The sequence below is a fragment of the Roseofilum acuticapitatum BLCC-M154 genome (assembly GCF_030068475.1).
Lineage (GTDB): Bacteria > Cyanobacteriota > Cyanobacteriia > Cyanobacteriales > Desertifilaceae > Roseofilum > Roseofilum acuticapitatum.
Genome location: NZ_JAQOSP010000133.1, coordinates 1 through 26,144 on the forward strand (window position 1 = coordinate 1; position 26,144 = coordinate 26,144).

Genomic DNA, 26,144 nt, shown 5'->3' on the forward strand with positions numbered 1-26,144 from the left:
ATTCATGTCCGCGAAGCGGAAATACCCTAATTAAAAATCCAGGGAGCAAGATGCTCCCACTCCAGTCAGATCAAAGAATTCGAGGAGTGCGGGCATCTTGCCCGCTTCTTAACAAATTTTCAAGTCCGCTTGCGGAAACCGGACTTGATATGATATGATATGCCTCTTCTGTCACTTTCCCAAAAAGGGGGTTCAAACCCTTATTCTTTCGTTCAGGATTAAGTTTTAGAGTTAAACCCTATGAAATGGCGTGTCGTGTTAGAAGTAGATCCCCAAACCCATGATTGGGCGGTTTGGTGTCCAGAATTACCGGGTTGTGTCTCAGCCGGAGAAACAGAAGCAGAAGCGTTAGAGAATATTCGGGAGGCGATCGCACTGTATCTAGAACCAGATAAGATTGAACTGAAATCTGGTGAGATTTTGCGAGAGGTATCTGTAGGATGACTCGTATTCAACGTATGAACGCCGATCAAGTAGAGCGTATCTTAACTGAATATGGGTTTGAATTAGTGTCACAAAAAGGAAGTCATCGTAAATGGAGAAATACTGAAGAACAACTTCAGGCAATCGTTCCTTATCATAAAGGAAAAGACCTCCCCATTGGAACTCTACGCAACATTATGATAAGCGCCAATATTCCAGAAACGGAATGGAAAACAGAGTAGATCAAATTTCTTTTAAGTGCCTCTTTGAACACCTATCTGCATAACCTAGAGAAAAACCTAGCAAAAGGCAGCGAGCGCAGCCATTTAACTGGGGGCTGTCGTTGCGATTGTGGTAAAATATTCCCAGTTAAATTTTAGAGTCAAATCCATAATTGGGCGGTTTTAGAGTGAAACATCTCAATACAATCTCCCGGTCTCTGATCGAGCAGTGGTTAACGGAAATTGAACAGTTAAATTTATCGGGTAGCTTGCCTCGTTATATCCCTCAATTGGCTCAGGTCGATCCTAGACATATGGGTATTTATGCCAAAAGTTTAGAGCGTCCGGGTGATGGATGGGGGGAAAGTTATGTGCCGTTGATGAGTGTGATTAAGCCGTTTGTGTTGCTGTATGCTTTAGAACAGTTCGGTTTAGGGAAAATTAAGACGATGGTGGGTGATTTGCCTTCGGATTTACCCTATAATTCGGTGGAGCAATTACGAGTGGATGGGGGATTTCCCCGGAATCCGATGATCAATAGTGGGGCGATCGCCCTTTGTTCCCATTTTCCCGGTACGACGGGTATAGAAAAATGCGAACAGTTCTGTAATTGGCTCAATGATTATGGTCAAACTCAGTTGTTTTTAGATCGACAACTTCTCGCCTCTGTCGAGTCTTTACCGAATGTCATCAATCAGAATTTAACGGAACTTCTAGCCCAATCGGGATATTTAGGCAGTTCTGAAGCAGTGGCATTAGATACTTATCAACGGGTGTGTTGTTTATCATCGAGTCTTGAGGATTTAGTTCAATTGGGATTAGGGTTAATTGATTCACAAGCCAAAATTCAGTCAGAGCATCAACTCTGGGTAACGGAGTTAATCCGAACCTGTGGCTTATATGAATATTCTAGGGACTTTTCTCGTTTAGTGGAATTACCGACAAAATCCGGTGTTAGTGGAGTATTATTGTCTTTGGTTCCCCAGCAGGGGGCGATCGCCATTTATAGCCCCCGTCTCGACTCTACCGGAAATTCAGTCGTAGGAATGGCATTATTAAAACGCATAGCCGCTTACTTGCAGGATTAACATCCTCAATTTCATGATCTATGCCGCTATTTTTCCGTAAAAACCCATACTCCTTGCCAATCTTCTGGCACACCCTGCTCCAGTAATTGATCGATTCGTTCTACATAGAGCAAAGCCGTTTTATCTTCTGGATTGACGGCAATCACCCTCTCAAAACAGGCTCTAGCGGCTTCAAGTTGGTCTTTTTGCTGATATAACTGTAACCCCTCCTCAAAATCCGGTTGGGTTTTCAGCTTCAGTTCTCTGATGGTATCATCGGCTGCATCTAAAACCTCATAAACAGAGATGGCCTCATTTCGTCCCTTAACAATAGCTCGGTCTAAAAAGCGCAACTGAAATTCATCCGCATTCGTTGCATGGTCTAAAACTTCCCCCGAAATTAACAGAGAAACCCCATAAAACTTAGTCAATCCTTCTAACCGTGCCGTTAAATTAATACTATCAGAAAATGCATCCCCCTGCATCCGATTTTGTTCTCCCACCATCCCCAACATAATATGACCCACATGCAGGCCAATCCCAATTTCAATCGGTTTTTCTCCCGCTTTACATCGTCCCTGATTCCATTCTTTCACCGCTTGCAACACATCAACCCCAGCCACCAGTGCATCATTCGCTGTCTCTGGAAAAACGGCCATAATTCCATCTCCCAGAAACTTGACAATTAACCCATGATGAACATGAATTCTGGGTGTAACCAGTTGCAAATAAGTATTAATAAAAGCAAAATTATCCTTAGCGCTCATGGACTCTGAAAGAGTTGTAAACGAGCGAATATCAGAAAACATCACCGCCATCACCTTACTGACATGATCCCCTAACTGCACTTCAGTGATACTTTCTTTCCGCAAAAAACGTAGATACTCATGGGGAACAAAGCGACCAAAAGCCGTCAGCAATTCCTCCAATTTTTGATTGGCTTCAGTTAATTCTTTTTCCCTTGCCTTAACGGTTTTCACCATCTGACTAAACACTCGCGCCAGTTGTCCCAGTTCATCACTGCGTTGGGCAACTTCTGCTAGGGCATCGGGCTGAAAATTATCCCGTTCTACTTCTGAGGCGGCTGTAGTGACTTTTCCCACTTGTTCAATATAGGCAGCTTGACGCATAATTTCTGCTTTAAACAATTGTTCCGCTTCCTGTCGTTTGAGGAAATTTAAGTAAGCTTTAGAATGATAGCGGATGCGAGCAATGATTTCCCGGCGATCGGGTAGTTTCACGAGGTAGTCATTGGCTCCCAATTCAAAAGCTTTCGCTTTGATCGTCGGATCTTCCTTACTCGACAAGACGATTAAAGGAATATGGGAGGTTAAGGAGTCATGAGAGCGCAGAAACTTGACTAATAACAGTCCATCCATTTGCGGCATCACTAAATCTTGTAAGATGACCGTCGGCTGGGACTTTTCAACCCAATCAAAGGCTTCAGTGGGGTCGCTACAATAGCAAAAGGTAATATCCTCTTCATCAGCTAACATGCGACTAATGGCTTCACTAATAATGGGTTGATCGTCGATGAGTAAAACGGTGATTTTTTCTTCTGTAGAATTCATATGTGTCTATTAAAAATAATCAGTAATTTCCAAGCTAATCTATCTCCCCATCCGAGAAGCGATCCCTTTAGCAATAGCATCGAGGGACAAAACCTCGATCGCCGCGTTTAACTCTATCGCGGCTTTGGGCATTCCGTAGACTGCACAACTGTCTCGATCTTGGGCAATGGTATGCCAACCTTGACGCTTAAGTAAGTGTAATCCTTCGGCTCCATCTCGCCCCATGCCCGTGAGTAAAATGGCGATACCCTGACGGGTAGAATGTTCGGCTAGACTCTTGAAAAATACATCCACTGAGGGACGATAGGGGTTATGGCGAGGATCTGGGGTATAGGCAAGGGTTAAGTCGGGTTTGAGATAGAGGTGATCGTTTGTACCGGCAACTAAAACGGTTCCGGAGAGCAGGCGATCGCCCTTAACCGCTATTCTGACCGGTAACTGGCTCTGTTGTCGCAACCACTCTACTAAGCCACTCGAAAATTGGGCATCCACATGCTGAACAATCACAATAGCACCCCTAAAATTCACGGGCAGTTGGGAAAGTATACTGGCTAAGGCTTTCGGCCCCCCCGTTGATGAGCCAATGGCGACTAAAGGAGGAGATTGGGTTTTAGGGAGATGAACAGATGTTGATGAGGAGTGTTTCAGCAATTTCCCCATGCGAGCGACTTTAGACAGGAATACATCAGTGGGATCGGCAGTTGTGTCACTCAAAAGGGGCATTTCCACCGCATCGATCGCCCCCTGTTCTAGGGCAGCATAGACTTGGGCAATCTTTGGTTTGCCATTAGCCGTCAGGATCACAATGGCACAGGGACATTTTTTCATGATTTGTTGAGTCGCTTCTACCCCATTGAAGTCCGGCAACTCCATATCCATTAAGAGCAGATCCGGTCGATTTTGATGGCACTTAGCCACCGCTTCTACCCCATCTGATGCTGTCCAAATCACTTGGTAGTTAGCCACACTTTCTAGCATCCGTCGTAAGGCAGCCGTGGCGATCGCCCCATGATGAACAATTGCAATTCTCATTAAGATTTAATCTCCTTGGCGAAAGAAGACCAAGCCACTGTACAAGGCAAAAGCCCGATCCCAATCTGTTTCTGCCCTGCGAAAGATATCAATATAGGGGCGAATTGCGCCAAAGAGATCCCTCATATCTGCTACCACTTTAGCCTCCTGTAAGACCATTTCCCCAAAAGGCGTAAAATCTGACCAAATCGGAATCTGGGGTAAATTTTTGACCATCACTTGGATTAAACGATTCCATTGCAAACGAGTCGTCAGTTGCGATCGCGGAATCTCTGGAGAAACAATGCCCACACTCTGATGAAACTCAAAGGAGCGATCGCAAAACCGCAATAAACAATTTCTCTGGGGAAGATGTAAATCACACAAATAAACATAATCCTGGGTGCGCTCCACCCTCTCCTGTTTACCCTTACTATCCAACATCACCACCGATTCAAAAATGGGTACTCGCCCCTCTACCCGTTGCGCCACTTCTGACCATTGAAAACTCAAAGTTCCCAACTGATTCGACTCATCATGGCACATAATACCCACACTTTTTCCCAATTCCGAAATCGACTGCACCCGAAACACCCGAATCTGTTCAATTTTCTCCAAATTGACCCAAAATGCCGGAATACCTGCCTCTCGCAATTCTTGACCATAAACCCCCAACGCCCCTATATTCCCAGTCCGGTGCAAACGCCAAAACCTCCCAGGAAGTTGCCGTTGGGCGCTATAAGAATCTAAATTCATGATCCGGGCAAACTCTTTTGCCGCCGCTTTACGCCCTTCTCCAACTACCGGCTCAATAATCAAGAGTCCAGGTTTAGCTTGATTAGGATCTTGAGTCGCTTGGGCGATCGCCTGTTGCCGTCTTTGCTGTTCCTGAGCCTCTTTTTGGCTTTGCAGCCGTTGCAGTCCCGAACGAGCTTGAGACACAATTTTCGGATGTTCTGCTTTCCGTAATAACTGCCGATAAATCGGTTCAGCTAAATCCGGTTTCCCTCGTTCCTCATACAACCGCCCCGCATAAAGTCGCCCCCAAGGATTTTGGGGTTCTTTCTGCAAGAAACTCTTGAGCAAATTCTGAGCTGTACGATAATCCTTACGTTCAAAGGCTTTAGCAATTTGATCGAGCATGGTAGGGGAGTGGGGAATGGGGAGTGCCCTTCGACTTCGCTCAGGGCGAGGGGAATAGGCAATAGGGAGTGCGAGCGTCTCGCTCGCTACAAGTCAAAAACGAGCTATAACACTACCGATTTAAACTTAAAGCCAACAGCGAGCAAGATGCTCGCACTACTAGCTGTAAATCATTTAAATTTAAAGCCAACAGCGAGCAAGATACTCGGACTACTGGCTGTAAATCATTTAAATTTAAAGCCAACAGCGAGCAAGATGCTCGCACTACTAGCTGTAAATCATTTAAATTTAAAGCCAACAACGAGCAAGATACTCGGACTACTGGCTGTAACTCATTTAAATTTAAAGCCAACAGCGAGCAAGATACTCGGACTACTGGCTGTAACTCATTTAAATTTAAAGCCAACAGCGAGCAAGATGCTCGCACTACTGGCTGTAAATCATTTAAATTTAAAGCCAACAGCGAGCAAGATGCTCGCACTAGCTATAACTTATTTTAGCCCAGTCACACCCTAGCGACTTCCCCTAAAACGCGATTGAGTTTGCCACTGACATACCCTTCTAAGTCCAGGGTGACATAAAGAAAACCAAATCCCTGAAACTGTTTCACCAGTGTTGGTAAGTCTGTAGAGAGAACAAAAGATTGAATCTGTTCTGGCGGTAATTCAATTCTGGCGGTTTCTCCCTCCGATCGCACCCGCACTTGAGTTAAACCCAGTTGTCGTAAATAGCGCTCGGCTCGCCCCACCCGTTGTAATTTAGACAGGGTAATTTCTTCACCATAGGGAAAGCGGGAACTCAGACAAGGTTGAGCGGGTTTATCCCACCAGGGAAGTTCTAGATATTTCGAGAGTTCCCGAACCTCAGCTTTAGTTACCCCAACTTCCGCTAAAGGCGATCTAGCTCCCCGCTCTTTTGCCGCTTGAATTCCCGGACGATAATCTTGTAAATCATCCCCATTCACCCCATCAATGACATAGGGATATCCCCAAGCTTGGGCTAGGGGTTTGAGGGTATCATGGAGTTCGCTTTTACAAAAATAGCAACGGTTAACGGGATTAGACGTATAGTTTGGATTGTCCATTTCGTGGGTTAAGACAACCTTGTGGGTAATTCCGATCGCCTCCGCCTGCACTTTAGCATCCTCTAAATCTTCCGGCAACAGGGAGGGAGATTCAGCAGTGACAGCGAGGGCGCGATCTCCCAGGCGATCGTAAGCAATTTTCGCCACCAACGTACTATCAATTCCCCCGGAATAGGCAATCAGCGCCCGATCCATCTCAGTAAATAAGGTTTGTAGACGATTGAGTTTTTCCCTGATATCCATATTCTGTATTAATTAGGAATCAAAATTCCCGTTGGGCAAAAATAATCGTGGCTAAAGCTAATAATGCCATCGTGTAAACTATACCATATCCCGCATTAACTGTCAGCGTCAAAGCATCCGGCAAAGAGTTCATCCCATACACCGCTAAGTTTTTCACATCTAAGCGCGATAGATCGGGCACAATGATAAATAAAACTTGGCTCAGACGGGAAAACAGGGGATTTTCGACTAAGGCATTAAGCTTCACCATATCGGCACTTAAATTGCCCATGAAATAAATGCCAAACGTGAGGAATAGCGCCACTAAGGAACGGGTAAAAACTCCAAATAAAATCGCTGCGGCTGTAATTAAACAGAGCTTCAGAATCAAGAACAGAGCAGAAATAATCAGGGCAGTTAAGGATGGATAGCTCGTTTGATTCAGGCTTAAAATCCCTAGATAAATAGCCATCATCCCCGTGACTAAGATGCTTAAAACCGCCGCAATTCCCAAGAATTTACCGGCAATGAGTTCAGAGGTATTCAGGGGTTTAGCAATCAGTAAATAGATGGTACGTTGGTCAATTTCTTTATTAATTAATCCCGTACTGATAAACACCGTTACTGCCACTCCTAGAATTTCCATCAATCCTAAGCCTACATCCAAGATGATTTTATCTTCTACGGTAGAGGCAACTTCCCGAATGAGGGGAATCATGAATACTACAACGATCGCGAATAATCCCAGCACATAGAGAATACGATCGCGGATGGTTTCGGCGAATACATTATTGGCAACAACCCTGAGTCGATTAAAATTCATAGGTCTATCGAACAGCAGTTCAAATAAGTGTTAGTTAATTAGTTTGCGGATATTTTCTAGGTTTAATGGTATCACAAATAAACTATTTTTCATCTTTTCCACATCCATTAATTCTGAATGACATTGCCCCCATTCATTAATCATAAAGTACAAGTAAATCCAGCAAGTGACCAGTAAACTACTGAGGAGAATGATGATATTTCTTTGTAAGCGTTGCTTGCTTTCTCTTGATTGTATATCTACAGAGTATATTTTGATGACATCAGGTAAGATCTCGGTTAGGGCAATCGCTTGCGGATAGGTTATCCAAAGGATTTTTTCGGCCCACCGATCATCTACATTTATTTTTTTACTAATCGCTATGCAAAACAATAACCAAACAATAATTGATTTTAAGTCTATTCCTAAATAGCGCAAATTCCATTGATTGAGGAAAACCCATAGGGTAGAGAGTAAACTGATAAATCCCAATAGAGCCATCAGTTCTTGGAGTTCTTCCTTTTGAAAGATGAGCATCAGAGCTGCCATAGCCCAGAAGCCAAAACTGATCGTAAATAGAATTTGCCAGAGGGTGGGAGGTCGAGAAAATAGAACATTGAACAGTTGAATTAAGTGTTTCATAAACTCCTTAGAACATCAGGGAGATAGAGAGCCTAAACGAGCTATTGTCCATGACCAGAGTTTAGCGCTATCAGTTGAACAATGACGATCGTTAAAATTACACTGTTGCTGATCAAATGGGCATTAAAGACAGTACGAGAAATGGTTTTTTGGATGAAAGCTTCACTGGCGGCATTACTAAATCCGCCTTCTCCATATTTTTTTTCAATCCAAAAGTTACGAATAGTGCGGAGAAGGGCTAACCCTTGTCTTTTGACCAACCAACCTATGAAAAAAGCACTGATAATTCCGAGTAAAATCCAGGATGAATTCGATTGATCTAATTCTCCGAGTAGGATTACACGCATCAAGCTTTGGCGAATGGGAGAGGGTAGTAGTTTTTCTAAACTAAAGAATAAAAACCAACCGAGCAAGTTCGCCAGTAGATTGAGTGTGGCGGCATAAAAAATGCTGAAGCGGCGATGGAGTTGGAGCTGAGTGTGAAGCAGATAGGATTCAATGGCGATCGCCACCCATAAGAATAGCATTTGTAAGGCGATCGCCCGTAGAGGCAGGATAACCATCACCAAAATAAGTAACAATGAACAATTAACAATGAACAATTACTTTAAATTATTAATTGTTCATTGTTCATTTGATCCTAGCTTTTATCCAATTCCCGACGCAGTTGCTCAAGTTCGTCATCGACGGGAGGCGTTGAGCTGCTTGAACCCCTATCTTGGGGAAGAGCCGCTTGATTCGGGGATGCGCCACTTAACTGCGCTTTCATAGCTGCCAGTTCATCATCCACATCGCTCCCTTCCAAAGCCGCAAACTGTTCTTCAAGCCCCGTTCCCCCAATTTCATAGGCTGCCTGGCTTCTAGCTTCCATTTGCAGCACCTTTTCTTCCATCCGGTCAAATGCTGCCAAGGAACTGCTCGTTCCGATATTCGAGACCGTATTCTGCAAGTTTTCTTGGGCTTTAGCCGCTTGCATCCGTGCTTTGAGCATATCTTTCTTGGTTTTAGCCTCAGAAATTTTGCTCTCTAGCTGCATTAAATTTTTCTTCAGGGTATCGACCTGGGCGATTTGTTGGTCTAAAGAAACTTTAATGGTATTAGCACTATCCATCTGGGCTTTTTTGCGCTGCAAGGCTTCCCGTGCCAAATTCTCGTCCCCCTTCTGGAGAGCCAGTTGCGCCCGTTGTTGCCATTTATTGGCCTCATTCTGGGCTGTATTATATTGTTGCTGGCTTTTCTTTTGGCTGGCGATCGCACTGGCAACCGCTTGTCGGAGTTGCACTAGATCTTCCTGCATGTCAATAATAGACTGCTCTAGTATCTTCTCCGGGTCTTCTGCTTTGCTAACGAGATCGTTTATATTAGCTCTCAGAACTCGGCTGATCCGGTCGAATAATCCCATAATTCTAATTCTGCTTTGCTGTCAGGGTCTATATACAGATTATAGTGGAGGATAAAAGCCAATAGGGAGTGGCAAGAGATCCCCAATTACTCATTACTCATTACTCAATTACAATTCATTAAGACGCGATCGCAACTCCTCCAATTCGCGATCGTATTCCGATTCGCTCCGAGTACCCTGGCTTTTGAGTTGCGTTTTAATCGCCGTCAACTCCTCCTCTACAGAATTCTGCTCTCCTGATTCTAGAGCTTGGAACTCTTTTTCCACCGGATCTTGTCCCCATTGGGCCAGTTCCGCTTGTGCTTCGAGTTGGTGTACCTTATTTTCCATCCGCTCTAAAGCCGCTAATGTCCCCCTAGGATGCAACTGATTCATCACTTGGTGTAACTGTTCAGAGGTTTTAGCAGCACGGGCACGGGCGATATAGAGGTCTTTCTTCGCTTTAGCCTCCGCTATTTTCCCCTCCAACGTGCGTAAATCCTGCTTCATCCGATCCACCACAACCCCCTGCTGTTGCAGGTGTTCCTGGAACAGTCGCGCCGTTTCCAGGTAAGGCTTGCGGCGGGTTAACGCTTCCCTAGCCAAAGTTTCATCTTGTTTTTCTAGGGCGAGTTCGGCCCGTTTGTGCCAATCTTCCGCACTCCTCGTGGCTCGATCGTATTGTCGCTCTGTCCGTTTTTGTACGGCGATCGCCTGAGCCACCGATTGCCGTAGAGACACCAAGTCATCCTGCAATTCCAAGATAGCCGTTTCTAACAGCTTTTCCGGGTCTTGCCGTTGGGTAATCCAATCATTTACCTGGGCACGAACAGCACGAATTAGGCGATCGACAACACTCATAATCCCCTCTCAGTTTACTCACCCTCATAAATTTTGGCAGAAATTCCCTCAATCTTCAGCTCATCCAAAAACGCTTCCGCCATACCCCGATGATCGAATACCCCCAACTGCACATAAATTCCATCCGCAAAATTGCGTAAATAGGCATCCGGAACCAACGCTTGAATTTTCGCCATAGCCGTTCCATCCTCATAGTTCGCCACCACATAATAGGACTCCAGATCCTGCACTTCCGGCACAGTCGCCACCGGTTCTGGCATCCATTCCTGCTCTGGAGGCATATCTACCGGAATAGGAATCGACCCCGCAAAACCCTGAAGCTGACTTTGAGGAGGTACAGGTTCAGCAAAAGACGGAGCTTGCGGGGGGACAATCGGAGCCGCCGCTTGCAACTGCGGCAACTCTTGCGGATTCAGAGGAGCAGTTGCCGCCACCGGTGGAGGAGGTAGGGGTGCTGGAGCTTCTACCGCTTGCGGCGCTTGCGGTGGAGCAGACGGAGGTTCAGGAGCAGCAGAAAACACCGGTAAACTCAACACCCGCAAATTCAGGCCTGATTTTTGATTCGACTTCGAGGCTGTAGTAGACGGCTCTTCTACAGGACTTTTCGCCACCACCGGCGAAGCCACTGGGGAAGGCTGGGGGGGCTGCTTGGGGTCTAGAATACTCAAACTCTCTAGCGTTAACTGGCCAAATTCCGAAGTAGGACGGTTCAGGGACTGGGAAACCTCAGAAGAATTAGCCGGAGTTGGTGTTGATTCTGGAGCAGATTCAGGAACAGTGGGATTAGGCTCCCTGAAGGGACGATTCGGGAACAAATAACGCATCAGGGAAGGATTGAAAAAAATCACCCCAAATGTAATGCACAGCAGAATCAAGAGCAGAGTAGAACCAATACCCAGGGGAGTCAGCCAGGGGTTAAAAGCTGGAGTAGTAACGGGCATTTCGTCTTCCTCTTCCTCCTCCGCCAAACTTCTGAGCAGCTCTTCTGAAGATTCTAGGTAATCGTCTGGGGGACTATCGGGTTCAAACCCCGTATCCGGTTCTGCCAGGTGTTGATCGGCAAAAGAGGTGGATAGGGCAGATCCCAAATCTGGATTAGCCGAAGGGGATAGAGAAGCTGGAGATTCTGAAGCCGTTTCTAGAGTCTCTTGAACCGGGGATGAGTTCGGTTTTGGCCGTTCTGGAGGCGGAGGCGAGACTAAATCTAAAGTTTTTCTACCCTCACCTTGAGGGGTCTGGCTCAGGGCATAGCTTTTCAGGGGGGGAGTATAGCCCTGGCGATAGCGCCGATAGCGGGTTAACTCCTCCTCCAGACTGACATTGAGACTGGTTAGAGCTGCTTGCAGGGGTAAGGGGATGGCATCGGTCTGATGGGGTTGGGTCGGGGGTTTTCCAGGAAAACGGTTACTCATCGCCAAAGTCTCGCCGGTAGGGATTCAGTGAATCTGCTTATTTAAGCGTTGATTGTATCTTATTCTGATGCGTAATGATAGAGAATCCCTAGATTTTTATTCACAAAAATTTAAAGTAAAGCCATCTTTAGCTTAATTTTTTGTAATGCTGGCTACTTTTTGGCGATCGCTCTAATGCAAAGGTTTAGAGTCCTTTATGCTTAGTTTTAGCCCTCAGATTACAGCATTTGAGATCTAGATCGAACCTAGCTTCAATTGCGGTGGTCTCATTGATCCCCAATGGGTTTTTCCCAGAAATCCCCCCTTATCCCTGAAAAAATGATAGTGCCAACCGGGAATTTATGTCCGAATTTAAAGCAAAGATAAAAAAAGTATGAAGCTATTTTCATTTTCTCTAGAAGATAACTGAAAATATAGAGGAAGCCGATACTCGCCCCTTCTTCCCTAAATTGAGGATTCCCCATGAGCAACTCCAATTGTCAAACATCCGCCTGTCGGTATTGCCGCCACTTTACTCCCGAAGGGCGGCGAGGGGGTAATTGCCAACAGCTTGGTGTTCCTGTACGCGGCGGATGGAAAGCCTGTTCCTTAGCGCTGCCAGCCTTTGCCCCATCTTGGGAAGGTTTAGAAGGCTTAGGTCTCTGGCAATATCAACCCTTAACCGTGGTTGAAGCCCAGTCTAAGTCCTTAGAACCCCTTTCCCTGAAAGAGTCCCGTCCTAGTTTGAGTGTTGTAGAAGATGACTTAGATCAAGGTCTAGCCTTAGCTTAAGCAAACAACCGATAAACGAACCCTTTTTAAAATCAAAAGTTTCAAAGACCCTATAGTATACCCATTCTCGATGCAACCTAGAAACCGGTTTTCTTCAAAAGAGCCGGTTTCTCTATGGAAGCTCAAGGATTCAATCCAAACAATGCTGTACTCAAATAGCGCTCCCCTCCACTCGGTTGAATCACCGCAATCATCTGCCCCTGATGCTCTGGAAGTTGGGCGACTTGCAGCGCCGCATAAACTGCTGCTCCCGTAGAAATGCCACTGAGAATACCCTCTTCCTTCGCTAAACGGCGACCGATATCATAGGCTTGTTCCTCGGAAATGGTCATCACTTCATCAATCAAGTCTACCCGCAGGACATCAGGGATAAAGCCCGCGCCAATGCCTTGGAGATTATGAATACTGGGTTTTTCTCCTGTTAAAACTGCACTGGTTTTCGGTTCGATCGCCACAATTTTAAGGCCTGGCTTCTTTTTTTTCAAATAGCGACCCGCTCCCGTGAGGGTTCCCCCCGTTCCCACTCCCACTACCAACACATCTAGCTTACCCTCCGTATCTGACCAGAGTTCCGGCCCCGTGGTTTGATAGTGGATTTTCGGGTTGGCAGGATTACTAAACTGTTGGGGAGAAAAAGAATTAGGCGTACTTGCCAGCAACTCATTCGCCCGTTGAATGGCTCCCACCATATCCAAATGACTCGGAGTCAACACCACCTCTGCCCCATAAGCAGTGACCATCTGTTGACGCTCGCGGCTCATATTCTCTGGCATCGTCAGAATTAAGCGATAGTTTTTCGCCGCGCACACCATGGCCAAGCCTATTCCCGTATTGCCGGATGTGGCTTCAATAATCGTAGATACGCCAGGGGTAATGAGTCCTGCTTGTTCAGCCTCTGTAATCATGCTGAGGGCAATGCGGTCTTTGACTGATTTTGCCGGATTCATCCCTTCTAATTTCAGGACAATTTCGGCTTGACAATTAAACGCTTTCGGCAGGTGGCGCAAGTGGACTAGGGGAGTTGCGCCAATGAGTTCGGTAATGTTTTGGTAAATTTTCATGATCGATTAGAAATTAAAATGGTTGCCCTCATCCCCCAACCCCTTCTCCCGTGGGAGAAGGGGAGTAGAAGTCCCTCTCCCCTGGGAGAGGGATATAGGGAGAGGGCATTGCCAGTTCAGATCTCAAATGAAAACCCTATAACAGCAGTTGGAAAAAGATAAAGGTTAATGCTGCCATCAGGAATAGATGGGGCAGGTTGCTCCAGAGAGGGCGTTGAGTAATTTTGAATAGGGGATAGATACTAAAGGCGATCGCCGCCAATAGGGTCACCCCTTGTAAAAAAGCTGCCACATCTCCACTCCAGGTCAGCACTGGCCAACTCGCCCCCGAAAAGCCAAACGTGCGAGCTGTAACAGGCAACAGTTGCCCGGCTTCTGTCATGGCTGCTGGGATATAATGGGCTAAATTGGCTCCCAACGTCATCGGTAGATAGGCGTAGATGGTGACCAAATAGGGGGGCATGTCCCGGTCAAAGAATCGGGCGATCGCATGAACCCCATAGGTTAAAATCCAAGGAATACTTAGCAACACCAGCACCACCGGCAAAGCCATAAACCAGGGTTGTCCCGTAATCAGAGCTACATCCAGGCCAAAAAAGCCTAAAACTTTGTCGCCAGAATGCATAAACACCCCACCGAACAAAAGCAGCAACAGCGCCACTTCTGCCCAAAACGGCTGATGATTTTCCAACAAATCCGCCGCCACAAACCGCAAGTTGAACTGTACCGAGCGACTCGGACAAGCCTTTAAGCAGGTCATACACAACACACAATCGCGGTTATCCCGCAGTTGGGCCGGGTGGGAATAGAGGGGACATCCCCCGGTAGCTTGGCCCTCATTCGGTAGGGAGTCGGCAAACGTCACCGGAGTCACATCACTGCCTTTGTAACAGCTAAACGTGCTGCATTGACTGCCACAAATTTGCTGAGTCGATCGCAACTCCGTCAAGGCCAGTTTGGCAAACATGCCATTCATCCCACCAATGGGACAGAGATACCGACACCATAAACGGCGCTCATAAATCAGGCTACAAATCACTGCGCCTGCGGTAATAATCAGCAATAAATCAGAAGAGAGATGGGGGGTATGGGGCAAATCCGCCAGTTTCTCCCAGAGATAAATGGCCACAAACCCGGCCCAGAGTAGCCATGCTCCCCAGCGATTCATCCATTTAGTCGGCCAAGGGAGCAGTTTACGGGGCCAAATCCATAGAGAGATTTTTCTGATCCATTCTCCCGTCACCATAAATGGACAAACGGCACACCACAACCGACCAATAATTGGGAAAAGCAACAGATAGAAGGGCCACCACCAGGCCCAAAAGAGATTGAGCGTCATGCTAGAGTCACGGGTTTGGGGGCCCAGATAACCCATGAGGGTGACGGGGATAAACAGGAGCATGACGATAACCCAGAACCGTTCTGGCCACCAGTCACTGAGCAGAAATCTGCGTAACCAGGGAAATTGATTGAGTAAATCGACACGAAAGGCATTTTTTTTCGATTCAACCGACCAAAGGACTTGTTCGGAAATAATGTCTTGTTCGGGGGGAGTCATGACCACCGCCCGTTTGAGGATGCTTTCGAGTTCCGCAATATTGGCGGGATAGTCGTAGCTAATCAGACGGCGTAAATCGGCTTGACTGAGTTTTACGGGCGATCGCTGGCTTTCTTGGCAGTATTTATCCAGGAAATAGCGGGCAAAACTAGGGATATCTAGTTTGCGCTGTTTCAGGGAGGAGAGTTTGATCGAGTGACTGGGGATATCCCCCAGGGAGAGGGAGGAGGGACTACTGAGGATCAGCCTTACCCAGGACTGGATCGGGGGGCCTTCGGGGTTGGGGGTAAGGGTGTTCGTTTGCAGATAGTCTAACAGGCGATCGCGGTCTTTTTGGCTCAGGAGCTGATAATTGGCAATTAACAGGGTTCCTCGCTCCAGTAGTTCAATTACCCCCAATTGTTGGCCCACCCGGCCAAACAGATTATCTGTATTCAAGGCCCCACTCTCATCACGGGGAAGTAAGGCACAGTCAATTTCAGCCCAAGGATGGTCTTTAATCCCCGAACGGTGATGAATGTAGCCCGCGAGAAAGGTTTTTCCGCCTCCGGGAGGGGATTGGAGTTGGATCGGTTTTAGGTCTAGGGTCGCTTTTTCAATTTGGGCGGCCAGTTTTTGGCTGACTTTACTTTTACCAATAATCAGGTTATCGGTGGGGATGGGGCGAATAAACGGTTGTAATCCTTGGATGCGGATTTGTTCGGTGGCGATGCGATTTGCAAAATGCTCTAAATCTTGAGCTAGAAAGGTATTGAAGGCTTTTTCGATGGAAGGATATCGATCGGTGAGCTGCTCAAAGTCCGTTTGACTGAGAAACCAGAGTTCGCTTTTGGCGATCGCCACCGCATTCGTATTATAAGTCGCCGTTGTTGGGTTCAGAGCTAAAGGAATATAGCCAAACAGCTCCCCCGCGCTGTAATAGCGAATATGGGTTTTGCCCACCAAGGAAGAGCGATAAATCTCTACCGAACCCCATTTGATCAGGTATAACCCAATCGGTTCTAGACCTTCATGATAGATGTCTTGGTTGGGTTCGACTTTCAGCAGACGTAGGGATTTGGCGATCGCCTCAATCACCTCATCGCTCAATTGCCCCCATACCCGATGGAAGCTTAACCAGTCGATACCGTCTGTAATCTCTTTCTCTTCTAGGAATGTATCCTGCTCTGGATGGGGCTGTAATGGGAGGAGTGAACTGGGAATCATGATATCTGTGCCCGATGTGGCTCAGATATCATTTTAATATAGTTATTCAGTAATAGGAAGCAGCGATCGCCCGCTCTCTAGAAACAATCTGTAGGGGCGGGTTATACCCAAGTCTTGTAGACTGACAACTATTTTTGTATTCATGTCCGCTTGCGGAAAACCGCACGAACCCACTACTCCAGCTATAATTAACATAGCCTTTGTAGCATATCCAGACCATTCAACCATGCCATTGATGACTATAAAAGACTTAGAAAAAGTCCAAGCTAATCTCCAACAATCTGGACAAGATTACCGCGTAGAACTTGAAGATGGAAAAATCATTGTTATGGGGCCCTCAGATATTGTCTCTAGCGAAATTGGATCGATCTTGATTAGCCTGCTGATTACTTGGGTTTATCCTCGGCGTTTAGGACGAGTCTTTGATTCTTCTGGTGGCTTTATCTTACCCAATAGCGACCTGACGGCCCCCGATGTTTCCTTTGTCCGTGCGGAACGACTGAAAACCACCCCTCGTTATTTCGGCGATCTGGTTCCCGATCTAGTCGTCGAAATCAAATCTCAGAGCGATCGCATCAAACCCCTAGAAGACAAGCTCCAATTATTCCTCAGTCTGGGAAGTACAGTCGGTCTCCTCATCGATCCCGATCTCCAAACCGTAACGATCTATCGCTCGAATGCTCAACCCATTATTTTACGAGACCAACAAGAGTTAACCCTTCCCGAACTCTTACCCGGTTGGTCAATACAAATTAACCAAATCTGGCCCCCTATTTTTACAGATGAATAGAGGCGAGAATCAATGGCAATGAGTCCCATGGCAACATAACGGATCGGTAAGGCTACATGGTACAAGCACCATCTAAACCGCTTACATTGGCAGAATTTCTCAGATTGCCAGAAATAGAACCGGCAAATGAATATATTGACGGACAGATTATCCAGAAGCCTATGCCACGAGGGAAACACAGTGCCATTCAAGCAGAATTGGTTCCTGCGATCAACAGTGTAGTCAAAACTAAGCGGATTGCTCGTGCGTTTCCTGAACTTCGTTGTACTTTTGGCGATCGCTCAACTGTTCCCGATATTTCTGTTTTTATTTGGAGTCGCATTCCTAGGGATGAGAATGGGGAAATTGCCAATACATTCGATATAGCACCAGACTGGACAATTGAAATTTTGTCTCCCGATCAAAACCAGACCAAAGTTACCAAAAATATTCTGCACTGTCTCAAGCATGGAACTCAAATGGGTTGGTTAATCGATCCCGATGAAAAAACCGTATTTGTCTATCGTCCCAAGCAAGAAACTGAAGTATTTGACAAGCCTAATTCAATTCTTCCCATGCCATCCTTTGCCAGTGAACTATACTTGACCGTTAAGGATTTGTTTGCTTGGTTATTGGATTAATAACCCCCTAACTAGACCGTTATCCAAAACCGATAAGACTAAAAATGAACAGCGATCCTTATAACCTGAAACGTTTTTTAGATGCACAAGCGACGATTTATGAGAAAGTCTTGGCTGAACTAAGTTCTGGTCAGAAGAAATCCCATTGGATGTGGTATATTTTCCCCCAGTATCAAGGCTTAGGCTTGAGCATGATGTCGAAAAAGTATGCAATTCAAAGCCTAGAGGAAGCTAGAGCGTATTTAGAGCATCCGGTATTAGGCGATCGCTTGCTCGAATGTACAACAACGGTTTTAGGTATTACGGGGCGATCGGCGTATGAGATTTTTGGCTCCCCGGATGATCTGAAATTGCGATCGTGTGCCACCTTATTTGCAGTGGTGTCACCGCCCGATTCTGTATTTGTGCAATTGTTAGAGCAGTTTTACAATGGGCAAAGAGATACCAAGACGTTGGAGTGGTTAGGATTCGAGCATCTATAACAGTTTCATGAAATTTGAAATTTCTACACCGGACGAGGTTCGACGCAGTAGCCGGGATGCAGAAGTATTATTGTTTTATCGGGTACGGCCAGAAGAACGTTGGGTTGTTGCAGTTGCGCGACGCTTAAATGGAGATGGATTTTTGATCACAGCCTACCAAACGGATGCGATTAAGGAGGGGGAAACAGTATGGCTCAAATAAAAGTGTTTTATGAACCAGAAACGGAGCTATTGAGTGTGTTTTGGCAAGTTCCACGAATGAATCAAATTGGTACTGAGCTTGGAGATGGGGTGATTTTGATCAAGGATGGGGTAAGTGGTGAGCCAATTGGATTAGAAGTGCTATCTTACCATCCTGGTGACGATCGCTTTGATGCCGTAAGTGTTGAATTCGGGCAAATGAGTTCTAGGAATGTCGTTACCTAGCAAAGTGAGGAGTGCGAGCATCTTGCTCGCTGCCTTTCTCTAGCGAGCAAGATGCTCCCAATCCTAAAGTACCAAATTAGCTGTGTCAAGGCACTACAATTCCCTCATTACTCATTACTCATTTGAAGGACAAACTAAGGGTGAAACCGCGCTCAAGCTATTACGATTTAATTCCTTATCTGCGTCAAGAGTGGCAAACGATCGCCCAAGCTCTGTTTTGTACGCTTGTGTTTACGGGCTTTTGGCCGATTTTAGCCCAACTTGCGGGCGAGATTGCCGAGTTGATCGCACAGGGTTTGGTGGTGCAAATTGCCCAAGTTGCGGCGATCGCGGCGGGGGTGTTTCTCTTGCGAGGCTTGGTACAATACGGCCAAGATGCTCTGATGGCCAAAGCTGCATTTCTGATTGCCCGCGATTTACGGCAAGAAGTCTATCGCCATTTACATCGCCTCAGTTTAGATTACTTTGAAACCGCTAAAACCGGCGATTTATCCTATCGACTCACGGAAGATGTGGATCGCATTGGCGAAGCCATTAACAAGATCTTTCACCAGTTTATTCCCAGCATTCTCCAGCTCATTGTCGTCATTGGCTACATGGTTTACATTAACTGGCAGCTTACCCTAGCCGTTGCCATTGTCGCCCCTTTAATGGCTCTGTTGGTGGGATGGTTTGGGGAACAATTGCTTCAGTATTCTCGCCGCAGTCAAAATCGAGTCTCGGATTTAGCCTCTTTGATTTCCGAGGTCTTGGGCGGCATTCGTTTAGTGCAAGCCTTTGGTGCGGCTGATTATGAAGTCGAGCGCTTTAGTCTAGAAGCCGAACGTAATCGCCGGGCTAAGTATAATGCCGAACGTCTAAAGGCAATTCAGTTTCCCGTGGTGGGTTTCCTAGAAGCCATGAGCATCATCTTCCTGTTGTTTCTGGGAGGATGGCAAATTCAACAGGGAAATCTGACGGGGAATGGCTTCTTGCGCTATGTGGTAGCAACTGCCATGCTCATCGATCCGATTTCCTTTGCTACCAGCAATTTTAATGAGTTTAAGCAAGCTGAAGCCTCTGTAGACCGGGTATTTGAGTTAATGAAGATTGCCCCCCAGGTGGTGGAGAGTCCAGAGGCGATCGCCTTACCCAGAGTTGAAGGAACGGTAGAATACAACCAGGTTTACTTTGCCTACGATCGCCACAAACCCGTCCTACAAGGTCTCAGTTTTCAGGTTAAACCCGGTCAAGTGATCGCCCTCGTGGGGCCTTCCGGCGCAGGTAAAACCACCCTGGTGAACCTGCTCTTACGATTTTATGATGTGCAGAGCGGTGAAATTCTCATCGATGGAATGGATATCCGCAAAGTAACCTTAAACTCCCTACGGCAACAAATCGGCATCGTGCCCCAAGAAACGATCCTCTTTTCGGGCACAGTAGCGCAAAATATCGCTTTTGGTCAAAAAGACTTCAATCTTGAGCAAGTCGAAGAAGCGGCTAAAATTGCCAATGCTCACTCGTTTATCGAACAACTGCCCGAAGGCTATCAGACGTGGATGGGAGAGCGAGGAATGACGTTATCGGGGGGACAACGACAGCGAGTGGCGATCGCCCGTGCAGTCTATCTCAATCCTCGGATCTTAATTCTTGATGAAGCCACCTCTGCCCTAGACTCAGAATCAGAGAGCTTGGTACAAGAAGCCCTAGAGCGGGTGATGAACCATCGCACCGTCTTCATTATTGCCCACCGGTTAGCCACCGTGCGCCGAGCCGATCGCATCCTAGTGGTTGAACAGGGGCAAATTGTCGAGTCTGGAACCCATCAGGAACTCTTGGATAAAGGCGATCGCTATGCCCTCTTTCATGCTCGCCAATTCAATTAAAAATTAAAACTTCCACTATGTTCGACCCATAGCCTTTTATAGGGTATAACAAAGACAATTAGGGAATCAGTGAACTGTAAATTATTTATCCGAGTGGAGAAAAAGTATGGAACCTCTCTCTTTAATTATGGCGGCGTTAGTGGCTGGTGCGGCTAAGGCGGCGGGTGATGCTGCACCGGATGCCTATCAAGGGCTGAAGGCGTTGATTAAGCGCAAGTTTGGCGGGGAACCGAAGGCAGAAATGGTGTTAGAAGAACATGAGAGCGATCCGGAAACTTACGAAGACCCTCTGAAGAAAAAGTTACTTGAAGCTGGAGCCGATCAGGATGAGGCAATTTTGGCGGCAGCTCGTAAGTTGCTGGAGGAGATGGAGTCGAAAGACTCAACCCCTGGGGGCTTTCAGACCACCTTTGAAGGGGAAGTGAAAGGGGCGCAAGTTGGGACTCATAACCAACAAACCAATACGTTTAGTTAAGTCCCAGGTGGGGGTAGGGCGGGTTCAGGTTATTGATGGTGCGTTTCCTAGATTTGGGTGAACCCGCCCCTACAAGTCGAAAAATGGGTAGGGGCGGGTTTGTTTATCCGTGAGGAGACTAACCTGTAACCTTCCTAAACCCGCCCTCCCCACCGGTTATGTCCATAGAAATGTGCTGGGGTGGGGCGGGTTCAGGTTATTGATGGTGGGTTTCCTAGATATGGGTAAAACCCGCCCCTACAAGTCGAAAAATGGGTAGGTCATCATAGCTAAACAGTTGTCATTGCGACCGCAGGGAAGCAATCGCTACAATTAGCGAAATAGTCGAGCAATACCCATTTTTAATTTTTAATTTTTAATTTTTAATTGAAACCATATGGCTGACGATACTTCTCAATTTGATTCCCAGTTTCAGGGAGACGTTAAGGGAGTGTCCATTGGTACGGGCAATGTTATTTACAATTACTTCTACAGTTATCAGAGCCAGGCTACAACGGAAGAGGTTGCAGAAACGGATAACCTGCCTTGTCCCTATCGGGGGTTATTTCATTTTGGCCCCAATGATGTCGAATTTTTCTTTGGGCGCGAGGATTTTATTAAGGAACTCTATCAGGCGACGAAAACGGAGCGGTTGATTCCGGTGTTGGGAGCGTCGGGGAGTGGTAAGTCTTCGGTGGTGTTGGCGGGGTTAGTGCCGAAACTGGTACAGGAGGGTCATTGGCAGTTTACCCATTGTCGTCCGGGTTCGGAGCCGTTTCATAGTTTGGCATTATCCTTGGTTCCTTTGTATGCTCCGGGGTTGAATAAGACGGAGCAGATGGCTCAAGCGCGGCAATTGGCGGGTTATTTGCAGAAGGGGGAACTGCCGTTGGGGGATGTGTTTGCACAGATTCGGCAGAATTATCCCACTGACCAAATTTTACTGATTATCGATCAATTTGAGGAACTCTATACCCTCTGTGGTGAGGTGGAGATACGCCACCGGTTTTTAGATGCCCTGATTGCCGATTTACCGGGTACGGTGGTGATGACGATGCGGGCGGATTTTCTGGGGAATGCCCTGTCCTATCGGCCGTTTGCGGATGTGTTGAATGACCAGGATTACCTGTTGGGGCCGATGAACCGGGAGGAGTTGACGGAGGTGATTGTTAAGCCTGCGGAAGCTCAGGGGGTGGGGTTTGAAGCGGGGTTAGTGGAGCGCATTTTAGACGATGTGGATCATCAACCGGGGAATTTACCGTTATTGGAGTTTGCCTTAACGCAATTGTGGCATCAGCGACGGGGGAAGACGTTAACCCATGAGGTTTATGCCGCCATTGGTGAGGTGGAAGGCGCTCTCGCTCGTCATGCGGATGAGACCTATGGCACGTTGACGGAGGGGGAAAAGGAGAGGGTACACCAGATTTTTATTCAATTGGTGCGTCCGGGTGAAGGAGCGGAAGATACGCGACGGGTGGCGGTGAAAGGGGAGTTAGGGGAGCAGAGTTGGTCGTTGGTGAAACAATTGGCGGATGCTCGGTTGGTGGTTACCAGTCGGGATGGGCAAAAACAGGAAACGGTGGAAGTAGTTCACGAGGCGCTGATTCGGAATTGGGGTGAGTTGCGCGGTTGGATGGAGACGGATAGGACATTTCGCGCCTGGCAGGAGCGACTCAGGGGGGCGAAGCGACAATGGGAAGTCACGGGGAAAGATGCGGGGTCATTGTTGCGAGGAGCATTTTTAGCGGAGGCTCAGGAGAGGCTAGAGGAGCGTCCCCAGGACTTGGGCGCTGAGGCAGAGTTTATTCGGTTGAGTGTGGCGGAGAAAGAGAAAGTCAAGCGACGGGCGACAATGACAGTATCGGGGATTGTCATTGGTTCTTTGACCGCAGTTGTGATTAGCACTAGCTTATTTTTCACGGCTCGGCATCAGCAGAAGCAGGCAGAATTGAGTGAAGCAGATTCCCTAGCTCGGTATTCTCTGGCTCTGTCTAACGAAGGTACAAAAGACCTGGAAGCAGCCATTGAAGTGATTAAAGCTGGAAAAATCCTGCAAAAACACCAATCTAGCGATCTAGAGGTAATGAGCGCCCTAATGACTCAGGTCTATCAGAGTAGAGAGCGGCAGAGTTTTTATAGCAATCAGGGGTCGGTCTACAGTGTCAGTTACAGCCCGGATGGCCAGACTTTAGCTTCTGGGGGTAATGACGGAACGATCAAGGTGTGGAACCTAGAGACTCAGGCAGAAGTGGCTACCCTTACCGGTCATCAGGAGTGGGTCTACAGTGTCAGTTACAGCCCCGATGGAAAGACTTTAGCTTCTGGGGGTGCGGACGGAACGATCAAGCTGTGGAACCTAGAGACTCAGGCAGAAGTGGCTACCCTTACCGGTCATCCGGGGGGGGTCAGCAGTGTCAGTTACAGCCCCGATGGACAGACTTTAGCTTCTGGGGGTAATGACGGAACGATCAAGGTGTGGAACCTAGAGACTCAGGCAGAAGTGGCTACCCTTCCCGGTCATCCGGGGGGGGTCAGCAGTGTCAGTTACAGCCCCGATGGACAGACCTTGGCTTCTGGGGGTGGGGATGCAACGATCAAGGTGTGGAATCTAGAGACTCAGGAAGAAGTGGCTACCCTTACCGGTCATCAGTATTGGGTCAACAGTGTCAGTTACAGCCCCGATGGAAAGACCTTGGCTTCTGGGGGTAGGGACGCAACGATCAAGGTGTGGAACCTAGAGACTCAGGCAGAAGTGGCTACCCTTACCGGTCATCCGGGGGGGGTCACCAGTGTCAGTTACAGCCCGGATGGAAAGACTTTGGCTTCTGGGAGTGGGGACGGAACGATCAAGGTGTGGAACCTAGAGACTCAGGAAGAAGTGGCTACCCTTCCCGGTCATCTAGGGGGGGTCAACAGTGTCAGTTACAGCCCCGATGGAAAGACCCTGGCTTCTGGGGGTAGGGACGCAACGATCAAGGTGTGGAACCTAGAGACTGAGGAAGAAGTGGCTACCCTTCCCGGTCATCTAGGGGGGGTCTACAGTGTCAGTTACAGCCCCGATGGAAAGACCTTGGCTTCTGGGGGTGATGACGGAACGATCAAGGTGTGGAACCTAGAGACTCAGGAAGAAGTGGCTACCCTTCCCGGTCATCTAGGGGGGGTCTACAGTGTCAGTTACAGCCCCGATGGAAAGACCTTGGCTTCTGGGGGTGGGGGTCGGGACGGAACGATCAAGGTGTGGAACCTAGAGGCTCAGGAAGAAGTGGCTACCCTTACCGGTCATCAGTGGGGGGTCACCAGTGTCAGTTACAGCCCGGATGGAAAGACTTTGGCTTCTGGGAGTGGGGACGGAACGATCAAGGTGTGGAACCTAGAGACTCAGGAAGAGGTGGCTACCCTTCCCGGTCATCCGGGGTGGGTCAGCAGTGTCAGTTACAGCCCGGATGGAAAGACCTTGGCTTCTTCTTGGAGTGGGGACGGAACGATCAAGGTGTGGGATGTGGACTTTGACTCTTTAATGCAGAGAACTTGCCAGAGAATTCGCCCTTATTTAGATAATCCTAATGCTCCTTTGACTAAAGAAGAGCGCCGCTTATGCGATGGAATCGGGGAAGAATGAGTTGAGTAATGAGTAAGAAGTTATCCCTCTTCGGTCACTTTCGGCGATCGCTCTATCCCTCTATTGAGGAGCGTTTGTTAGAATCAGAGCAATGTTCACGTTCTATGCATACAGAGGTTTTTACATGACGATTATTCTTGATGATCTTGAGCCAGATCTATTAGCAAAGCTCAAAGACCAGGCAGTTGCTCACGGTCGAACCTTGGCCGAAGAAATCAAGGTTATTTTAACCCAAGAGTTAGATCAATCCCAAAAAATGAAAACTCCAGAAGAATTAGGATGGAGTGAAGGATTCTTTGAGAAAACAGCAGGAGCTTGTGCGGATGATCCGATTAGGCTTGACAGTGGAGGCATTGACTCGAACTTAGATCAGTCTTTGGCCAATGTCTTTAATGAGTAATCTCATGAGATATTTGTTAGACACCAATGTAATTATTACATACCTAAACAATCGCTCTACCGCTATTAGAGGACGCTTGCAGCAAATACCGGTTCAGGATATTTGTGTTTGTTCTGTTGTTAAATCTGAATTGTTTTATGGGGCAAACAAAAGCAATAATCCGGTTAAGACATTATCCAAGCAAAAGGAGTTTTTGTCAGAATTTGTCTCGCTTCCATTTGACGATCGTTCAGCAGAAGTCTATGGAAGCATTCGAGCGGATTTAGAGCGAAAAGGAACGCCGATTGGTGCGTATGATTTGCAAATTGCAGCGATCGCCATTTCCCATAACTTAACCCTGGTAACCCATAATACCAGGGAGTTTGCCCGAATTGATAGGTTGAATCACGAAGATTGGGATGCTTAGATATAGCGCTGTGCGCTAGGGTTAGAAAATATGCTTTCTAAACGGTTTGAAAATGCCTTGATCTTGGCGCACCAACTGCACCAAACCCAAATCCGTAAGGGTTCGGGAGTTCCTTATATTGCCCATTTATTGGGAGTGGCCAGCATTGCCTTAGAATACGGTGCAACCGAAGATGAGGCGATCTCGGCACTGTTGCATGATGCCATAGAAGACCAAGGAGGAAAAGCAACCCGCGATCGCATTCGAGAAGAATTTGGAGATACCGTAACCGCTATAGTCGAAGGATGCACCGACGCTGATACGACACCTAAACCCCCTTGGCGACAACGCAAAGAAGCCTATATCGCCCACCTTCCCCAAGCTTCTGCCTCTGTTCGCCTCGTCTGTGCTGCCGATAAACTCTATAATGCTCGTTCCATCCTCAAAGACTATCGCCAAGTCGGAGAGAGCATTTGGGACAGATTTAAAGGTGGAAAAGCCGGAACCCTATGGTACTATCAAGCTTTAGTTCAAGCCTTTCAACAAGCAGATAACACCCCCCTTGTCCAAGAACTTGCCCAAGTAGTCGCCGAAATGCAAAACCTATAATGCTTTGCGCGGTAATCGGACACTCCCCCATTCCCCCATTCCCCCCTATCATAGGAAA

Annotated in this window: 27 protein-coding genes and 1 pseudogene; 16 read left to right on the forward strand and 12 right to left on the reverse strand. The window is 47.2% G+C overall.

Annotated elements, in window-relative coordinates:
• Positions 1-240 precede the first annotated feature (240 nt).
• The 3 genes from PMG71_RS20605 to PMG71_RS20615 all read left to right on the forward strand — a co-directional run bounded on the left by PMG71_RS20605 (position 241) and on the right by PMG71_RS20615 (position 1,732).
• On the forward strand, positions 241-444 hold the full coding sequence (locus PMG71_RS20605; RefSeq protein WP_283755609.1) for a type II toxin-antitoxin system HicB family antitoxin: 204 nt from the start codon (positions 241-243) through the stop codon (positions 442-444).
• Positions 441-665, forward strand: a complete 225-nt coding sequence (locus PMG71_RS20610; RefSeq protein ID WP_283755610.1) for a type II toxin-antitoxin system HicA family toxin — start codon at positions 441-443, stop codon at positions 663-665. Before PMG71_RS20605 ends, PMG71_RS20610 begins: the two co-directional genes overlap by 4 nt.
• 167 nt (positions 666-832) lie before the next feature.
• The gene (locus PMG71_RS20615; RefSeq protein WP_283755611.1) at positions 833-1,732 is read left to right on the forward strand and encodes a glutaminase; all 900 of its coding nucleotides are present in this window, start codon (positions 833-835) and stop codon (positions 1,730-1,732) included.
• A 26-nt stretch (positions 1,733-1,758) separates the two neighbouring features.
• On the opposite strand, the gene PMG71_RS20620 is transcribed toward PMG71_RS20615, so the two are convergent.
• The 3 genes from PMG71_RS20620 to PMG71_RS20630 are packed head-to-tail and all read right to left on the reverse strand — an operon-like array spanning position 1,759 to position 5,436.
• Complete coding sequence (locus PMG71_RS20620; RefSeq protein ID WP_283755612.1) at positions 1,759-3,282, reverse strand: response regulator; 1,524 nt, start codon at positions 3,280-3,282, stop codon at positions 1,759-1,761.
• Positions 3,283-3,321: 39 nt separating this feature from the next.
• A complete protein-coding gene (gene cheB, locus PMG71_RS20625; RefSeq protein WP_283755613.1) occupies positions 3,322-4,314 on the reverse strand; it encodes a chemotaxis-specific protein-glutamate methyltransferase CheB in 993 nt (330 codons plus the stop codon).
• A gap of 6 nt (positions 4,315-4,320) precedes the next feature.
• Complete coding sequence (locus PMG71_RS20630; protein ID WP_283755614.1) at positions 4,321-5,436, reverse strand: tetratricopeptide repeat protein; 1,116 nt, start codon at positions 5,434-5,436, stop codon at positions 4,321-4,323.
• Between the two features lie 147 nt (positions 5,437-5,583).
• Here PMG71_RS20630 and PMG71_RS20635 point away from each other — a divergent pair, with 147 nt between their 5' ends.
• Entirely contained in the window at positions 5,584-5,952 is a 369-nt protein-coding gene (locus PMG71_RS20635; protein WP_283755615.1) for a hypothetical protein, read from the forward strand.
• On the opposite strand, the gene larE is transcribed toward PMG71_RS20635, so the two are convergent.
• The 7 genes from larE to PMG71_RS20670 form a co-directional block, all read right to left on the reverse strand.
• Positions 5,942-6,763, reverse strand: coding sequence for an ATP-dependent sacrificial sulfur transferase LarE (larE, locus tag PMG71_RS20640; protein WP_283755616.1), 822 nt, complete (start codon positions 6,761-6,763; stop codon positions 5,942-5,944). The genes PMG71_RS20635 and larE overlap by 11 nt on opposite strands.
• Before the next feature lie 19 nt (positions 6,764-6,782).
• A complete protein-coding gene (locus tag PMG71_RS20645; RefSeq protein WP_283755617.1) occupies positions 6,783-7,565 on the reverse strand; it encodes an ABC transporter permease in 783 nt (260 codons plus the stop codon).
• Positions 7,566-7,595: 30 nt separating this feature from the next.
• Positions 7,596-8,186 carry a DUF5357 family protein gene (locus tag PMG71_RS20650; protein WP_283755618.1) on the reverse strand — a complete coding sequence of 197 codons (591 nt, stop codon included), beginning with the start codon at positions 8,184-8,186 and terminating at the stop codon, positions 7,596-7,598.
• 41 nt (positions 8,187-8,227) lie between these two features.
• A complete protein-coding gene (fraC, locus tag PMG71_RS20655; protein ID WP_283755619.1) occupies positions 8,228-8,749 on the reverse strand; it encodes a filament integrity protein FraC in 522 nt (173 codons plus the stop codon).
• A gap of 77 nt (positions 8,750-8,826) precedes the next feature.
• Positions 8,827-9,588, reverse strand: coding sequence for a PspA/IM30 family protein (locus PMG71_RS20660; protein WP_283755620.1), 762 nt, complete (start codon positions 9,586-9,588; stop codon positions 8,827-8,829).
• A gap of 108 nt (positions 9,589-9,696) precedes the next feature.
• Entirely contained in the window at positions 9,697-10,428 is a 732-nt protein-coding gene (locus PMG71_RS20665) for a PspA/IM30 family protein (RefSeq protein WP_283755621.1), read from the reverse strand.
• A 14-nt stretch (positions 10,429-10,442) separates the two neighbouring features.
• Positions 10,443-11,840 carry a hypothetical protein gene (locus PMG71_RS20670; protein ID WP_283755622.1) on the reverse strand — a complete coding sequence of 466 codons (1,398 nt, stop codon included), beginning with the start codon at positions 11,838-11,840 and terminating at the stop codon, positions 10,443-10,445.
• Between the two features lie 462 nt (positions 11,841-12,302).
• Between PMG71_RS20670 and PMG71_RS20675 the strand changes: the two genes are divergently transcribed.
• The gene (locus PMG71_RS20675) at positions 12,303-12,611 is read left to right on the forward strand and encodes a hypothetical protein (protein ID WP_283755623.1); all 309 of its coding nucleotides are present in this window, start codon (positions 12,303-12,305) and stop codon (positions 12,609-12,611) included.
• 122 nt (positions 12,612-12,733) lie between these two features.
• Here PMG71_RS20675 and cysK read toward each other — a convergent pair whose 3' ends face one another.
• Together cysK and PMG71_RS20685 are read right to left on the reverse strand one after the other, a co-directional pair.
• Positions 12,734-13,672, reverse strand: coding sequence for a cysteine synthase A (gene cysK, locus PMG71_RS20680; RefSeq protein WP_283755624.1), 939 nt, complete (start codon positions 13,670-13,672; stop codon positions 12,734-12,736).
• 136 nt (positions 13,673-13,808) lie between these two features.
• Positions 13,809-16,436 (reverse strand): cyclic nucleotide-binding domain-containing protein, encoded by a 2,628-nt coding sequence (locus tag PMG71_RS20685; protein ID WP_283755625.1) that lies wholly within the window; start codon positions 16,434-16,436, stop codon positions 13,809-13,811.
• 226 nt (positions 16,437-16,662) lie between these two features.
• Here PMG71_RS20685 and PMG71_RS20690 point away from each other — a divergent pair, with 226 nt between their 5' ends.
• The 11 genes and pseudogenes from PMG71_RS20690 to PMG71_RS20740 all read left to right on the forward strand — a co-directional run bounded on the left by PMG71_RS20690 (position 16,663) and on the right by PMG71_RS20740 (position 26,086).
• Positions 16,663-17,226 (forward strand): Uma2 family endonuclease, encoded by a 564-nt coding sequence (locus PMG71_RS20690; RefSeq protein ID WP_347179355.1) that lies wholly within the window; start codon positions 16,663-16,665, stop codon positions 17,224-17,226.
• A gap of 56 nt (positions 17,227-17,282) precedes the next feature.
• Complete coding sequence (locus PMG71_RS20695) at positions 17,283-17,846, forward strand: Uma2 family endonuclease (RefSeq protein ID WP_283755627.1); 564 nt, start codon at positions 17,283-17,285, stop codon at positions 17,844-17,846.
• 44 nt (positions 17,847-17,890) lie between these two features.
• Positions 17,891-18,328: a DUF1810 domain-containing protein gene (locus tag PMG71_RS20700; RefSeq protein ID WP_283755628.1), complete on the forward strand. Its 438-nt coding sequence runs from the start codon at positions 17,891-17,893 to the stop codon at positions 18,326-18,328.
• A 19-nt stretch (positions 18,329-18,347) separates the two neighbouring features.
• Positions 18,348-18,530 (forward strand): annotated as a pseudogene (locus PMG71_RS20705) (hypothetical protein); the annotation flags it as partial.
• Positions 18,518-18,754, forward strand: coding sequence for a hypothetical protein (locus tag PMG71_RS20710; protein ID WP_283755630.1), 237 nt, complete (start codon positions 18,518-18,520; stop codon positions 18,752-18,754). The pseudogene PMG71_RS20705 and the gene PMG71_RS20710, both read left to right, overlap by 13 nt.
• A gap of 140 nt (positions 18,755-18,894) precedes the next feature.
• A complete protein-coding gene (locus PMG71_RS20715; protein ID WP_283755631.1) occupies positions 18,895-20,619 on the forward strand; it encodes an ABC transporter ATP-binding protein in 1,725 nt (574 codons plus the stop codon).
• A 106-nt stretch (positions 20,620-20,725) separates the two neighbouring features.
• On the forward strand, positions 20,726-21,094 hold the full coding sequence (locus PMG71_RS20720; RefSeq protein WP_283755632.1) for a hypothetical protein: 369 nt from the start codon (positions 20,726-20,728) through the stop codon (positions 21,092-21,094).
• 376 nt (positions 21,095-21,470) lie between these two features.
• Positions 21,471-24,692, forward strand: a complete 3,222-nt coding sequence (locus PMG71_RS20725; protein WP_283755633.1) for a WD40 repeat domain-containing protein — start codon at positions 21,471-21,473, stop codon at positions 24,690-24,692.
• 124 nt (positions 24,693-24,816) lie between these two features.
• Complete coding sequence (locus PMG71_RS20730; RefSeq protein ID WP_283755634.1) at positions 24,817-25,092, forward strand: hypothetical protein; 276 nt, start codon at positions 24,817-24,819, stop codon at positions 25,090-25,092.
• Between the two features lie 4 nt (positions 25,093-25,096).
• Positions 25,097-25,498, forward strand: a complete 402-nt coding sequence (gene vapC / locus PMG71_RS20735; protein ID WP_283755635.1) for a type II toxin-antitoxin system tRNA(fMet)-specific endonuclease VapC — start codon at positions 25,097-25,099, stop codon at positions 25,496-25,498.
• 30 nt (positions 25,499-25,528) lie between these two features.
• A complete protein-coding gene (locus tag PMG71_RS20740) occupies positions 25,529-26,086 on the forward strand; it encodes an HD domain-containing protein (protein WP_283755636.1) in 558 nt (185 codons plus the stop codon).
• The last annotated feature ends 58 nt before the right edge of the window (positions 26,087-26,144 follow it).